This is a genomic window from Pseudomonas sp. 20-5, from assembly GCF_056782835.1.
The window spans coordinates 5676988-5690974 of sequence record NZ_CM165584.1 but is presented as its reverse complement, the minus strand read 5'-3'; the positions used below and the strand labels follow the sequence as shown (position 1 = coordinate 5690974).

Below are 13987 nucleotides of genomic sequence, written 5' to 3'. Positions count from 1 at the left end.
TTGTGAGCCGGCGCCGCCCGTTGGCGGCGCCGGCGTGCTCGAAACCCCTCGCTGCCGAGGGGAGTATGGAGCGAATTAGCAATCCAGCGGGTTGCGCTTCTCCGGATCGATACCGTACTTGGCGATGGCCTCGGCCACCACTTTCGGCTCGATATCGCCGCGATCGGCCAGCGCTTCGAGCGCGGCCAGCACCACCCAGTGACGATCCACTTCGAAGAAGTTGCGCAGCTTCTTGCGGCTGTCGCTGCGGCCGAAGCCGTCGGTGCCGAGCACCTTGTACTCCTTGGAGGGAACCCACTGGCGGATCTGCTCGGCGTAGAGCTTCATGTAGTCGGTGGAGGCGATCACCGGGCCGCGACGGCCGCCCAGGCACTCCTCGACGTAGCTCTGCTTCGGCTTCTGGCCCGGATGCAGGCGGTTCCAGCGCTCGACGGCAAGGCCGTCGCGACGCAGCTCGTTGAAGCTCGGCACGCTCCAGACGTCGGCGCCGATGCCGAAGTCGTTGCGCAGCAGCTTGGCCGCTTCCTCGACTTCGCGCAGGATGGTGCCGGAGCCCAGCAGTTGCACGTGGTGAGCGGCTTCCTTCTTGTCCTCCTCGAGGAGGTACATGCCCTTGATGATGCCTTCCTCTGCGCCCTTCGGCATGGCCGGCTGGACGTAGTTCTCGTTCATCACGGTGATGTAGTAGAAGATGTCCTGCTGCTCTTCGATCATCTGCCGCGAGCCTTCGCGGATGATCACCGCCAGTTCGTAGGCGTAGGTCGGATCGTAGGTGCGGCAGTTCGGGATGGTCGAGGCCAGCAGGTGGCTGTGGCCGTCCTCGTGCTGCAGGCCTTCGCCGTTCAGCGTGGTGCGACCGGCGGTGCCGCCGATCAGGAAGCCGTGCGCGCGGCTGTCGCCGGCGGCCCAGGCCAGGTCGCCGATGCGCTGGAAGCCGAACATCGAATAGAAGATGTAGAACGGCAGCATCGGCTGGTTGTGGGTGCTGTAGGAGGTACCGGCGGCAATCCAGCTGGACATGGCGCCGGCCTCGTTGATGCCTTCCTCGAGGATCTGGCCCTTCTTGTCCTCGCGGTAGAACATCACCTGGTCCTTGTCCACCGGCTCGTAGAGCTGGCCGACCGAGGAGTAGATGCCGAGCTGGCGGAACATGCCTTCCATGCCGAAGGTACGGGCCTCGTCCGGGACGATCGGGACGATGCGCGGGCCGAGTTCCTTGTCCTTGACCAGCTGCGAGATGATCCGCACGAAGGCCATGGTGGTGGAGATCTCGCGATCGCCGGAGCCGTCGAGCATGGCCTTCAGGGTTTCCAGCGGCGGAACCGGCACGCTCATGCTCTTCTGCCGGCGCACCGGCATGAAGCCGCCCAGCGCGGCGCGGCGCTCGGCCAGGTACTTGGCCTCGGCGCTGCCTTCTTCAGGCTTGTAGAACGGCAGCTTCTCCAGGTCGGCGTCCTTGACCGGGATGTCGAACTTGTCGCGGAACGCGCGCAGGCTGTCGACGTCGACCTTCTTCACGTTGTGCGCGATGTTCTTCGCTTCGCCGCTGCCGGTGCCGTAGCCCTTGATGGTCTTGGCCAGGATGACGGTCGGCTGGCCCTTGTGGTTGACCGCCTGGTGGTAGGCCGCATAGACCTTGTAGGGGTCGTGGCCGCCGCGGTTGAGCTTCCAGATTTCCTCGTCGGAAAGGTCCTTGACCATTTCCAGCAGTTCCGGACGCGCGCCGAAGAAGTGCTCGCGCACGTAGGCGCCGTCTTTCGCCTTGTAGTTCTGGTATTCGCCGTCGATGACCTCGTCCATGCGCTGCTGCAGCAGGCCGGCGGTGTCCTTGGCGAACAGCGGGTCCCAGAAGCGACCCCAGATGACCTTGTTGACGTTCCACTCGGCGCCGCGGAACACGCCTTCCAGTTCCTGGATGATCTTGGCGTTGCCGCGGACCGGGCCGTCGAGGCGCTGCAGGTTGCAGTTGATGACGAAGATCAGGTTGTCGAGTTTCTCGCGGCCGGCCAGGGAGATCGCGCCGAGGGATTCCGGCTCGTCGCACTCGCCGTCGCCCATGAAGCACCAGACCTTCTGCTTGCCGGCGGGGATGAAGCCGCGGCTTTCCAGGTACTTCATGAAGCGTGCCTGGTAGATCGCCTGGATCGGGCCAAGGCCCATGGATACGGTGGGGAACTGCCAGAAGTCTGGCATCAGCCAGGGGTGCGGATAGGAGGACAGGCCGTTGCCGTCCACTTCCTGGCGGAAGTTCTCCAGTTGTTCCTCGCTGATGCGGCCTTCGAGGAAGGCCCGGGCGTAGACGCCGGGGGACGCGTGGCCCTGGAAGAACACCAGGTCGCCGCCGTGTTCGTCGGTGGGAGCCTGGAAGAAATAGTTGAAGCCGATGTCGTAGAGGGTCGCCGAGGAGGCGAAGGTGGAGATGTGGCCGCCCAGGTCCGGGTCGTGCTTGTTCGCCCGCATCACCATCGCCAGGGCGTTCCAGCGCACCAGGGAGCGGATCCGGCGTTCCATGAACAGGTCGCCGGGCATGCGTGCTTCGTGGGTTACCGGAATGGTGTTGCGATAGGGCGTGGTGATCGCGTAGGGCAGTTGGGTGCCGCTACGGCTGGCCAGCTCGCCCATGCGGGTCATCAGGTAATGAGCGCGGTCTTCACCTTCGCGGTCGAGTACGGACTCCAGGGCGTCCAGCCATTCCTGGGTTTCGACGGGATCGAGGTCTTGCATGGCTTGCTCCAGGGCGGAAAGGCTTCCAGAATCGGATGCCATAGGTGAGCGGCCGGCCTCGTGGGCGACCGCAGCTAATTCTTGGATGTTCTCCGGGGGTGTACCCGGCGACTTGTAGTTTTACTACAGATCACTCTGAGAAACAGCCCTCTGGATACAATTTTTAGTAGTAAAACTACATTTCGATTGTCGTTGTCAGGCTATAAGGCCCGATGTAGAGCCTTTTCGACGTTGTGCGTCGAGCCTGTGGTCTTCGGTCGGAAACCCAAACAGGATAGACCATGAGCCTGCCTTCGCTGGCGAATCTGCCGGCCACCCTGCTGCCCGCCGCCGAACGCGCCGGGACTGCCCTCCGCTCCGCTGTCGCCGCCCTCGATGCCGCCGCCCTGGCCCGCCTGGAGGCCTGGCCCGAGGAGCGCCTGGAGGATTTCCGACGGGTCGCCGCGGCCAGCGATTTCGTCGCCGAGCAGGCAGTGCGCGACCCGGCGATGCTGCTGGAACTGGCCGAACGCGGCGAGCTGGAGAACCCCCACGCGCCCGGCGAACTGCGCAGTCAGTTGCAGGCGCGGCTGGAGGATTGCGCCGACGAGGACGAACTCGGTCGGCGCCTGCGACGTTTCCGCACACGCCAGCAACTGCGCATCATCTGGCGCGACCTGACCCGCCGCGCCGCGCTGGCGGAAACCTGTCGCGACCTGTCGGCCCTGGCCGACGCCTGCATCGACCTGGCTTGCGAGTGGCTTCATCGGCGCCAGTGCGAGCAGTTCGGCACGCCGATCGGCCGGCGCTCCGGCGAACCGCAGCGGATGGTGGTCCTCGGCATGGGCAAGCTGGGCGCGGTGGAACTCAACCTGTCGTCGGACATCGACCTGATCTTCGGTTACCCGGAGGGCGGCGAGACCGAGGGGGCGAAGCGTTCGCTGGACAACCAGGAGTTCTTCACCCGCCTGGGGCAGAAGCTGATCAAGGCGCTGGATGCGATCACCGTCGACGGCTTCGTCTTCCGCGTCGACATGCGCCTGCGTCCCTACGGCTCCAGCGGACCGCTGGTCTACAGCTTCGCCGCGCTGGAGCAGTACTACCAGGACCAGGGGCGCGACTGGGAGCGCTACGCGATGATCAAGGCGCGGGTGGTCGGCGGCGACCAGCAGGCAGGCGAGCAACTGCTCGGCATGCTGCGGCCGTTCGTCTATCGGCGCTACCTGGACTTTTCCGCCATCGAGGCGCTGCGCACCATGAAGCAGCTGATCCAGCAGGAGGTCCGGCGCAAGGGGATGTCGGAAAACATTAAGCTGGGCGAAGGCGGTATCCGCGAGGTGGAGTTCATCGCCCAGGCCTTCCAGTTGATCCATGGCGGGCGCGACCTGAGCTTGCAGCAACGGCCGCTGCTGAAGGTGCTGGCGACCCTGGAGGGGCAGGGCTACCTGCCGCCGGCGGTGGTCGAGGAGCTGCGCGGCGGCTACGAGTTCCTGCGCTACGCCGAGCATGCCATCCAGGCGCTGGCCGACCGGCAGACGCAAATGCTGCCCAGCGACGAATACGACCGCATCCGCGTGGCCTTCATCATGGGCTTCGCCAGTTGGGCCGCATTCCACGAGCGCCTGAGCCACTGGCGGGCGCGCATCGACTGGCACTTCCGCCAGGTGATCGCCGACCCGGACGAGGACGAAAGCGGCGAGGCGGCCTGCGGCAGCGTCGGCGCCGAGTGGATCCCGCTGTGGGAGGAGGCGCTGGACGAGGAGTCGGCCAGCCGGCAACTGGCCGACGCCGGCTTCGTCGATGCCGAGGCGGCCTGGAAGCGTCTCAGCGATCTGCGCCACGGCCCCCAGGTACGAGCGATGCAGCGTCTCGGCCGGGAGCGCCTGGATGCCTTCGTTCCGCGCCTGCTGGCGATGACCGTGGAAAACCCCCAGCCGGACCTGGTGCTGGAGCGGGTCCTGCCGCTGGTGGAAGCGGTGGCGCGGCGTTCCGCCTACCTGGTGTTGCTGACCGAGAACCCCGGCGCGCTGGAGCGCCTGCTGACCCTCTGCGCGGCCAGCCCGATGGTTGCCGAGCAGATCGCGCGGTTCCCGATTCTGCTCGACGAGCTGCTCAACGAGGGGCGCCTGTTCCGTCCTCCACAGGCCGCCGAGCTGGCCGCCGAGCTGCGCGAACGGCTGATGCGGATTCCCGAGGACGACCTCGAGCAGCAGATGGAGACCCTTCGTCACTTCAAGCTGGCCCACGGGCTGCGGGTGGCGGCCTCGGAGATCGCCGGCACGCTGCCGTTGATGAAGGTCAGCGACTACCTGACCTGGCTGGCCGAGGCGATCCTCGTCGAGGTCCTCGAACTGGCCTGGCGGCAGTTGGTGCAGCGTCACGGCCGGCCGTTGCGCGCCGACGGCACGCCGTGCGATCCGGACTTCGTCATCGTCGGCTACGGCAAGGTCGGCGGGCTGGAGTTCGGCCATGGCTCGGACCTCGACCTGGTGTTCATCCATGACGGCGACCCCCAGTGCGAGACCGATGGCGGCAAATCCATCGATGGCGCGCAGTTCTTTACCCGCCTGGGGCAGAAGATCATCCATTTCCTCACCGCGCAGACGCCATCCGGCACCCTCTACGAGGTCGACATGCGCCTGCGTCCGAGCGGCGCGGCCGGCCTGCTGGTGAGTTCGCTGGGCGCCTTCCAGCGCTACCAGGAGCAGGAGGCCTGGACCTGGGAGCACCAGGCGTTGGTCCGCGCCCGGGTGCTGGCCGGTTGCCGGCGGGTGCAGGCGAGCTTCGAGGCGGTACGTGCCGAGGTGCTGGCGAGGCCGCGCGATCTCGACGCGTTGCGCACCGAAGTCAGCGAAATGCGCGCCAAGATGCGCGACAACCTGGGAACCCGCGCGACCGCCGCCGGTACCGCCTCGAATGCCTTCGAGGCCACGGCAGCCTTCGATCTCAAGCACGATGCCGGTGGTATCGTCGATATCGAATTTATGGTGCAATATGCGGTTCTAGCTTGGTCCGGAGAACACCCGGCGCTGCTCGAATTCACCGATAACATCCGCATTCTGGAAGGACTGGAACGGGCTGGCCTGATCGCCAGCGAGGACGTCCGTCTCCTGCAGGAGGCCTACAAGGCCTATCGCGCAGCCGCACACCGCCTGGCACTACAGAAGGAGGCCGGGGTCGTGAGCGGCGAGCACTTCCAGACGGAGCGGCGAGAAGTGATCAGGATCTGGCGCGAGCTGCGGCTCGGCTGATCCACTCAGGCACGTAACGCAAGTACGTAACGAATATCTGAAGGAGCTGGCAACTATGTCGATGGCCGATCGTGATGGCGTGATCTGGTATGACGGTGAACTGGTGCAGTGGCGCGACGCGACCACGCACGTGCTGACCCATACCCTGCACTATGGAATGGGCGTGTTCGAGGGCGTGCGCGCCTACGACACCCCGCAGGGCACGGCGATCTTCCGCCTGCAGGCGCATACCGACCGGCTGTTCGACTCCGCGCACATCATGAACATGCAGATCCCGTACAGCCGCGACGAGATCAACGAGGCGACCCGCGCCGCCGTGCGCGAGAACAACCTGGAAAGCGCCTATATCCGCCCGATGGTGTTCTACGGAAGCGAAGGCATGGGCCTGCGCGCCAGCGGCCTGAAGGTCCATGTGATCATCGCCGCCTGGAGCTGGGGCGCCTACATGGGCGAGGAAGCCCTGCAGCAAGGCATCAAGGTGCGCACCAGTTCCTTCACCCGCCACCACGTCAACATCTCGATGACCCGCGCCAAGTCCAACGGCGCCTACATCAACTCGATGCTGGCCCTCCAGGAAGCGATCTCCGGCGGCGCCGACGAGGCCATGATGCTCGATCCGGAAGGCTACGTGGCCGAAGGCTCCGGCGAGAACATCTTCATCATCAAGGATGGCGTGATCTACACCCCGGAAGTCACCGCCTGCCTGAACGGCATCACTCGTAACACTATCCTGACCCTGGCCGCCGAACACGGTTTTAAACTGGTCGAGAAGCGCATCACCCGCGACGAGGTGTACATCGCCGACGAGGCCTTCTTCACTGGCACCGCCGCGGAAGTCACGCCGATCCGCGAAGTGGACGGTCGCAAGATCGGCGCCGGCCGCCGTGGCCCGGTCACCGAAAAGCTGCAGAAAGCCTATTTCGACCTGGTCAGCGGCAAGACCGAGGCCCACGCCGAGTGGCGTACCCTGGTCAAGTAAGCACCGAAGAAGGGTGTGACAGGGAGGCGAAAGCCTCCCTGATCATTTCCGGAGCCTGAATGAGAATTCTGATCGTAGGTCCCTCCTGGGTGGGGGACATGGTGATGGCGCAGACCCTGTTCCAGTGTCTGCGCCAGCGGCATCCCGAGTGCGTGATCGACGTGCTGGCGCCCGAGTGGAGCCGACCGATCCTCGAGCGCATGCCCGAGGTGCGCCAGGCCCTGAGCTTCCCGCTCGGCCACGGGGTGATGGACGTCGCCACACGGCGCCGGATCGGACGCGGCCTGCGCGGTCAGTACGAGCAGGCGATCCTGCTGCCCAACTCGCTGAAGTCGGCGCTGGTGCCCTGGTTCGCCGGAATACCGAAGCGCACCGGCTGGCGCGGCGAGATGCGCTACGGGCTGCTCAATGACATCCGCAAGCTCGACAAGCAGCGCTATCCGCTGATGATCGAACGCTTCATGGCCCTGGCCTTCGAGCCGGGCGTGGAGTTGCCGAAGCCCTATCCGCAGCCGCGCCTGCGGATCGACGACGGCAGCCGCCAGGCGGCGCTCGACAAGTTCGCCCTGAGCCTGGACCGCCCGGTGCTGGCGCTCTGTCCCGGCGCCGAGTTCGGCGAGGCCAAGCGCTGGCCGGCGGAACACTACGCCGCGGTCGCCGAGGCGAAGATCCGTGCCGGCTGGCAGGTCTGGCTGTTCGGCTCGAAGAACGACCATCCCGGTGGAGAGGAGATTCGCCAGCGCCTGATTCCGGGGTTGCGCGAGGAGTCCTTCAATCTTGCCGGGGAGACTTCGCTGGCCGAGGCCATCGACCTGATGTCCTGCGCTGGCGCGGTGGTGTCCAACGATTCCGGCCTGATGCACGTGGCGGCCGCGCTGGATCGCCCGCTGGTGGGCGTCTATGGCTCCACCTCGCCGCAGTTCACCCCGCCGCTGGCGGACCGGGTGGAGATCGTCCGCCTCGGTCTCGAGTGCAGCCCGTGCTTCGAGCGCACCTGTCGCTTCGGCCACTACAATTGCCTCCGCGAGCTGCCGCCTGGCCTGGTATTGCAAGCCCTGGAGCGGCTGGTCGGCGACCCTGCCGAGGTCGCCGGATGAGGGTACTGCTGGTCAAGACCTCGTCCCTCGGCGACGTGATCCACACCCTGCCGGCGCTTACCGACGCCGCCCGGGCGATTCCCGGCATCCAGTTCGACTGGGTGGTGGAGGAAGGTTTCGCCGAGATTCCCGCCTGGCATCCGGCGGTGGCGCGGGTGATCCCGGTGGCGATCCGGCGCTGGCGCAAGAACCTCTGGCAGACCCTGCGCAACGGCGAATGGCGGCGCTTCAAGCAGCGCCTGAAGGAAGTCGACTATGACCTGGTGATCGACGCCCAGGGGCTGCTGAAGAGTGCCTGGCTGACCCGCTACGTGGGCAAGACGCCGGTCGCCGGTCTCGATCGCGACTCGGCGCGCGAGCCGCTCGCCAGCCGCTTCTATCGCCGTGCCTATCCGGTCGCCTGGGGACAGCATGCGGTGGAGCGCACGCGCCAGTTGTTCGCCCAGGCGCTGGACTACCCGTTGCCTGAGTCGGTCGGTGACTATGGCCTGGACCGCGAGCAGTTGGCCGACGCCGACCCTGGCGCGCCGTACCTTGTGTTCCTGCACGGTACTACCTGGGACACCAAGCATTGGCCGGAAGCCTACTGGCGCGAACTGGCCGAGCGCATGTGCGAGCGCGGCTGGTCGGTGCGCCTGCCCTGGGGCAGCACCGCCGAGCGGGAGCGGGCCGGGCGCCTGGCAGCGGGGTTGGAAAATGCCGCGGTACTCCCCAGATTATCCCTGGCCGGCATGGCCAAGGTGCTTGCCGGCGCGCGCGCCTGCGTGGCGGTGGATACCGGCCTCGGTCACCTGGCGGCGGCGCTGGACGTGCCGACGCTGTCGTTGTTCGGCCCGACCAATCCTGGCTTCACCGGCGCCTACGGGCGCTCCCAGGTACACCTGGGCAGCGACTTCCCCTGTGCGCCGTGCCTGAAGAAGACCTGTACCTACCAGCCGACCGAAGAGGACCGCAAACTGTTCGATCTCAAGCGTGAGCAGCCGCTGTGCTTCACCCGGCTGAATCCCCAGCGCGTGGCCACCCAGCTGGAGGCCATGCTGCTGGCCCCGGAGACCCTCCGATGACCCTGGCGTTCATCCTCTACAAATACTTCCCCTTCGGCGGCCTGCAGCGCGACTTCATGCGCATCGCCCTGGAATGCCAGCGGCGCGGGCACGACATCCGCGTCTATACGCTGATCTGGGAGGGCGACGTGCCGGACGGCTTCGAAGTGCTGGTGGCCCCGGTGCGCTCGATCTTCAACCACCGGCGCAACGAGAAGTTCACCGCGTGGGTCCGCGCCGACCTGGACAGGCGCCCGGTGCAGCGGGTGATCGGCTTCAACAAGATGCCCGGACTGGATGTCTACTACGCCGCCGACGCCTGTTTCGAGGAAAAGGCCCAGACCTTGCGCAACCCGCTGTACCGCCAGTGGGGCCGCTACCGCCACTTCGCCGGCTACGAACGGGCAGTGTTCGACCCGGCCTCGAAGACCGAGATCCTGATGATCTCCGAGGTGCAGCAGCCGCTCTTCGTCAAGCACTACGGCACCCAGGCCGAGCGTTTCCATCTGCTGCCGCCGGGGATCAGTCAGGATCGCCGGGCGCCGGCCAACGCCGCGGACGTGCGTGCGGAATTCCGCCGCGAGTTCGGCCTGGAGGAGGACGACCTGCTGCTGGTGCAGATCGGTTCCGGCTTCAAGACCAAGGGCCTGGATCGCAGCCTGAAGGCGCTGGCCGCGCTGCCCAAGGCGTTGCGCAGGCGTACCCGGCTGATCGCCATCGGCCAGGACGATCCCAAGCCGTTCCTGCTACAGATCGCCGCCCTCGGTCTCAACGACCAGGTACAGATCCTCAAGGGGCGCAGCGATATCCCGCGCTTCCTGCTCGGCGCCGACCTGCTGATCCACCCGGCCTACAACGAGAACACCGGTACGGTGCTGCTGGAGGCGCTGGTCTCCGGCCTGCCGGTGTTGGTGACCGATGTCTGCGGCTACGCCCACTACATCGCCGAGGCCGACGCCGGGCGGGTGCTGCCGAGTCCCTTCGAGCAGGACAGTCTCAACCGCCTGCTCGCGGAAATGCTGGAGGACGCTCCGGCGCGCGCCGCCTGGTCGCGCAATGGCCTGGCCTACGCCGATCACGCCGACCTCTACAGCATGCCGCAGCGCGCCGCCGACCTGATCCTCGGGGAGGCCTCATGAGGCTGGTGCTGGAAGAGCCGTTCAAGCGCCTGTGGAACGGGCGCGACCCGTTCGAGGCGGTGGAGGCGCTGCAAGGCAAGGTCTACCGCGAACTGGAAGGGCGCCGCACCCTGCGCACCGAGGTCGACGGGCGTGGCTACTTCGTCAAGATCCACCGTGGCATCGGCTGGGGCGAGATCGCCAAGAACCTGCTCACCGCCAAGCTCCCGGTGCTCGGCGCGCGCCAGGAGTGGCAGGCCATCCGGCGCCTGCACGAGGCCGGCGTAGCGACCATGACCGCGGTCGCCTACGGCGAGCGCGGCAGCGATCCGGCGCGGCAGCATTCCTTCATCGTCACCGAGGAACTGGCGCCGACCGTGGACCTCGAGGTGTTCTCCCAGGACTGGCGCGAACGTCCTCCACCGCCGCGGCTCAAGCGCGCGCTGGTCGAGGCGGTGGCGCGGATGGTCGGCGACATGCACCGTGCCGGAGTCAACCATCGCGACTGCTACATCTGTCATTTCCTGTTGCACACCGACAAGCCGGTGAGCGCGGACGATTTCCGCCTCTCGGTGATCGATCTGCACCGTGCCCAGACCCGCGACGCCACGCCGAAACGCTGGCGTAACAAGGATCTGGCGGCATTGTATTTCTCTGCGCTGGACATCGGACTGACGCGTCGCGACAAGCTACGCTTCCTGCGCACCTATTTCCGCCGGCCGTTGCGCGAGATACTGCGCGACGAGGCCGGCCTGCTGGCCTGGATGGAACGCAAGGCGGAAAAACTCTACGAACGCAAGCAGCGTTACGGAGACCTGCTCTGATGGCGGGGTGGACCCTCGAACCCGATTACCGTCACCTGGCCGCCGACTTCGGTAGCCTCGATAGCGTGTTCGCCCTGGAGGGCGAGCGCCTGACCCGCGACCCGTTGTCCGAAGTCATCCGCATCGAGCGCGACGGCGTGCGTTACTACGTCAAGCGCTACCGCAGCGCCGGCAAGGGCCTGCGCCGCTACCTGGCGCGACCGCGGATCAAGGCCGAGTGGCAGAACCTCAAGCGCTTCGAGAAGTGGGGCATTCCCACCGCCGAAGTGGTCGCCTGGGGGCTGGAGCGCAAGGCCGGCGCCTTCCAGCGCGGCGCCATGATCACCCGCGAGCTGCCGGGCACCGAGGACTTGTCGGTGCTCGCCTGCAACCGGGATCCGCGCCTGAAGGACCCGCGCTGGGTGGACGGCGTCAGCCGGCAGATCGCCAAGGCTACGCGCCTGATGCATGACCAGCATTTCACCCATAACGACCTGAAGTGGCGCAACCTGCTGGTGGACGACCAGCCGCTGGTGTATTTCATCGACTGCCCGAACGGCGCGTTCTGGTGGAGCTTCATGCTGCGCTATCGGATCACCAAGGACCTGGCCTGCCTGGACAAGGTGGCCAAGTACCACCTGTCGCGCACCCAGCGCCTGCGCTTCTACCTGCAATATCGCCGTCGCCGGCACCTGAACGAATCCGACAAGAAGCGTATTCGCCAGGTGGTGGCTTTCTTCGAGGGGCGCGAATGAGCGTTTTCATCGCCGCGCAGGACCACGACCTGCTCCAGCGCAACCGTCTGGACAGCTTCGACGCCCTGTGGGCCTTGCAGCTGGATGCCGTGGACGAACCGAATACCGAGCGGGGTGGCTGGAGCAGCGTCTACCGTCTCGACCTGGGCGACTCCGCCTACTACCTGAAGCGCCAGAGCAACCACCTGACCCGCAGCTTGCGCCATCCGCTGGGCGAGCCGACCTTCGCCCGCGAGTTCCGCAACATCGAGCGCTACCGGGCGCTGGGCATTCCCGCCCTGCAGGCGGCGTTCTTCGCCCAGCAGGCGGTCGGCGGAGAGCGCCAGGCGATCCTCCTGACCCGTGCCCTGGACGGTTGGCAGGACCTGGACACCTGGCTGGCGTCCTGGCACGACCTGGCCGAAGAGCGGCGCCGGGCGATTCTCCGGGCGGTTGGCAGGCTGGCGCGCCAGCTGCACGCCGCCGGACAGATGCATGGTTGCTTCTATCCCAAGCATCTATTCCTCCGCGAGGGGGCCGATGGTGTCTTCGAGGCCTGCCTGATCGACCTGGAGAAGACCCGCCCGATCTGGTTCGGCCGCCGCGACCAGGTCAAGGACCTGGAGCCGATGCTGCGCCGTGCCCCGGACTGGAGCGAAGCGGACGTGCACGAATTCATCTCCGCCTATGTCGACGAACCCCTCGACTCGGCCGAGGTCGAGCAGTGGTATCGCCTTCTCGACCAGCGCCGTCGGCGCAAGGAGTCGCGCCGATGAGACTGGCCGAACTGCAAGCCGCCGGGCGCCACCCGCAACTGCCATTGCGGGTGACCCTGGCGGATGGCGCTGGCGCTGCCGAACTGCGCCTGGACAGTCTGCTGCGGGTGCTGCCCGGGCAGCGCTACGTCGGTGCCGGCGAATGGTGTGGGCGCAAGGTGCTGGCCAAGCTGCTGGTGGGCGGCAAGGCCGCACGGCATTTCCAGCGCGAACTGGAAGGGGCGCGTCTGCTCGCGGCCCAGGGGCTGACCACCCCGGCGCTGCTGGCCGACGGGCTGCAGCAGGGCGAGGGCGGCTGGCTGCTGTTCGACTACCTCGACGCGGCGCAGAGCCTCGGTGACGCCTGGCGTGCGGTGGAGGCCCAGGCGCCGCTGGGCGATGCCCAGCAAGCGGTGCTCGGCGAAGCCCTGGCAGCCATTGGCGAGCTGCATGCAAAGGGCCTCTGGCAGGACGACCTGCACCTGGACAACCTGTTGCGCCACGCCGGCCACCTGTATCTCATCGACGGTGGCGGCGTGCGTGCGGAAACTCCCGGCCAGCCGCTGTCGCGACAGAAAGTGCTGGAAAACCTCGGGGTGTTCTTCGCCCAGTTGCCGGCGCTCCTCGATCCTTTCCTGGAGGAGTTGCTGGTGCATTACCTGCTGGCCAACGGCGAGCATGCGCTGCCGCTCGAAGCCTTGCAGAAGGAAATCGCCAAGGTTCGCCGCTGGCGGGTGCGCGACCTGCTGAGGAAGGTCGGTCGCGACTGTAGCCTGTTCAGCGTCGTGCGCGGTCCGTTCCGCCTGTTCGCCGCCCGCCGCAGCGAGGCCGAGACGATGGCGCCCCTGCTGGCGGACGCGGACCGCCTGATCGCCGCCGGCCACGTCTACAAGGACGGCGGCGCGGCCACCGTCGCCCGGGTCGAAGCGAACGGCCGCACGCTGATCATCAAGCGCTACAACATCAAGGGCTGGGTCCATTGGCTGAAGCGCTTCTGGCGGCCGAGCCGGGCCTGGGCCTCCTGGCGCGAAGGCAACCGCCTGGAATTCCTCGGCATCGCCACCGCCCGTCCGCTGGCGATGCTGGAGCGGCGCTGGTGCTGGCTGCGCGGGCGCGCCTACCTGATTACCGATTATCTCGGCGGTCAGGATATAATCGCTCGTTTTAAGCCTTGCCTGGACATGCCCGATGGCGCCGTTTCGCCACCGGAAGCCGAGTTGGCGGCACTGGATCGGCTGTTTTCGACGTTGATCCGCGAACGCATCAGCCACGGCGACCTGAAGGGACACAACCTGTTCTGGCAGGCCCATGAACAAGGCGGCGAATGGGCGCTGATCGACCTGGACGCGATGCGCAAGCATCACAGCCAGGCGTCCTTTGCCCGCGCCTACGCCCGCGACCGCGCGCGCTTCCTGCGCAACTGGCCGCAGGACAGCGGCCTCTACCGGCTGCTGGAGCAACGGATTCCCCGCCTCGGCGACGCCGCCGGGGCTTGAACGACAAG

The 13987-nt window shown here is 66.7% G+C and carries 10 protein-coding genes; 9 read left to right on the top strand and 1 reads right to left on the bottom strand.

The window, feature by feature from the left end:
- Positions 1 to 75: 75 nt before the first annotated feature.
- Positions 76 to 2724, bottom strand: a complete 2649-nt coding sequence (aceE, locus tag AC1RB9_RS26240) for a pyruvate dehydrogenase (acetyl-transferring), homodimeric type (RefSeq protein WP_003114556.1) — start codon at positions 2722 to 2724, stop codon at positions 76 to 78.
- Between the two features lie 281 nt (positions 2725 to 3005).
- Here aceE and glnE point away from each other — a divergent pair, with 281 nt between their 5' ends.
- The 9 genes from glnE to AC1RB9_RS26195 are packed head-to-tail and all read left to right on the top strand — an operon-like array spanning position 3006 to position 13979.
- The gene (glnE, locus tag AC1RB9_RS26235; RefSeq protein ID WP_003146359.1) at positions 3006 to 5954 is read left to right on the top strand and encodes a bifunctional [glutamate--ammonia ligase]-adenylyl-L-tyrosine phosphorylase/[glutamate--ammonia-ligase] adenylyltransferase; all 2949 of its coding nucleotides are present in this window, start codon (positions 3006 to 3008) and stop codon (positions 5952 to 5954) included.
- A gap of 55 nt (positions 5955 to 6009) precedes the next feature.
- Positions 6010 to 6933, top strand: coding sequence for a branched-chain-amino-acid transaminase (ilvE, locus tag AC1RB9_RS26230; protein ID WP_003095783.1), 924 nt, complete (start codon positions 6010 to 6012; stop codon positions 6931 to 6933).
- A 59-nt stretch (positions 6934 to 6992) separates the two neighbouring features.
- Positions 6993 to 8030, top strand: coding sequence for a lipopolysaccharide heptosyltransferase II (gene waaF / locus AC1RB9_RS26225; RefSeq protein ID WP_003109905.1), 1038 nt, complete (start codon positions 6993 to 6995; stop codon positions 8028 to 8030).
- Positions 8027 to 9094, top strand: coding sequence for a lipopolysaccharide heptosyltransferase I (gene waaC, locus AC1RB9_RS26220; RefSeq protein ID WP_003457511.1), 1068 nt, complete (start codon positions 8027 to 8029; stop codon positions 9092 to 9094). The genes waaF and waaC overlap by 4 nt, the downstream gene beginning before the upstream one ends.
- Positions 9091 to 10212 carry a glycosyltransferase family 4 protein gene (locus AC1RB9_RS26215; RefSeq protein WP_003116148.1) on the top strand — a complete coding sequence of 374 codons (1122 nt, stop codon included), beginning with the start codon at positions 9091 to 9093 and terminating at the stop codon, positions 10210 to 10212. Before waaC ends, AC1RB9_RS26215 begins: the two co-directional genes overlap by 4 nt.
- Positions 10209 to 11015 carry a lipopolysaccharide core heptose(I) kinase RfaP gene (rfaP, locus tag AC1RB9_RS26210; protein WP_003114553.1) on the top strand — a complete coding sequence of 269 codons (807 nt, stop codon included), beginning with the start codon at positions 10209 to 10211 and terminating at the stop codon, positions 11013 to 11015. Before AC1RB9_RS26215 ends, rfaP begins: the two co-directional genes overlap by 4 nt.
- Entirely contained in the window at positions 11015 to 11749 is a 735-nt protein-coding gene (locus AC1RB9_RS26205; RefSeq protein WP_003095773.1) for a lipopolysaccharide kinase InaA family protein, read from the top strand. The genes rfaP and AC1RB9_RS26205 overlap by 1 nt, the downstream gene beginning before the upstream one ends.
- Complete coding sequence (locus tag AC1RB9_RS26200) at positions 11746 to 12504, top strand: lipopolysaccharide kinase InaA family protein (RefSeq protein WP_003457504.1); 759 nt, start codon at positions 11746 to 11748, stop codon at positions 12502 to 12504. Before AC1RB9_RS26205 ends, AC1RB9_RS26200 begins: the two co-directional genes overlap by 4 nt.
- Positions 12501 to 13979: a lipopolysaccharide kinase InaA family protein gene (locus AC1RB9_RS26195; RefSeq protein WP_003457502.1), complete on the top strand. Its 1479-nt coding sequence runs from the start codon at positions 12501 to 12503 to the stop codon at positions 13977 to 13979. Before AC1RB9_RS26200 ends, AC1RB9_RS26195 begins: the two co-directional genes overlap by 4 nt.
- Positions 13980 to 13987: the final 8 nt, after the last annotated feature.

What these genes read in the sequence shown, in the direction of transcription:
- waaC (WP_003457511.1), top strand. Translation starts at nt 8,027, where the DNA reads ATGAGGGTACTGCTGGTCAAGACCTCGTCCCTCGGCGACGTGATCCAC.
- glnE (WP_003146359.1), top strand. Translation starts at nt 3,006, where the DNA reads ATGAGCCTGCCTTCGCTGGCGAATCTGCCGGCCACCCTGCTGCCCGCC.
- rfaP (WP_003114553.1), top strand. Translation starts at nt 10,209, where the DNA reads ATGAGGCTGGTGCTGGAAGAGCCGTTCAAGCGCCTGTGGAACGGGCGC.
- waaF (WP_003109905.1), top strand. Translation starts at nt 6,993, where the DNA reads ATGAGAATTCTGATCGTAGGTCCCTCCTGGGTGGGGGACATGGTGATG.
- AC1RB9_RS26200 (WP_003457504.1), top strand. Translation starts at nt 11,746, where the DNA reads ATGAGCGTTTTCATCGCCGCGCAGGACCACGACCTGCTCCAGCGCAAC.
- ilvE (WP_003095783.1), top strand. Translation starts at nt 6,010, where the DNA reads ATGTCGATGGCCGATCGTGATGGCGTGATCTGGTATGACGGTGAACTG.
- AC1RB9_RS26215 (WP_003116148.1), top strand. Translation starts at nt 9,091, where the DNA reads ATGACCCTGGCGTTCATCCTCTACAAATACTTCCCCTTCGGCGGCCTG.
- aceE (WP_003114556.1), bottom strand. Translation starts at nt 2,724, where the DNA reads ATGCAAGACCTCGATCCCGTCGAAACCCAGGAATGGCTGGACGCCCTG.
- AC1RB9_RS26205 (WP_003095773.1), top strand. Translation starts at nt 11,015, where the DNA reads ATGGCGGGGTGGACCCTCGAACCCGATTACCGTCACCTGGCCGCCGAC.
- AC1RB9_RS26195 (WP_003457502.1), top strand. Translation starts at nt 12,501, where the DNA reads ATGAGACTGGCCGAACTGCAAGCCGCCGGGCGCCACCCGCAACTGCCA.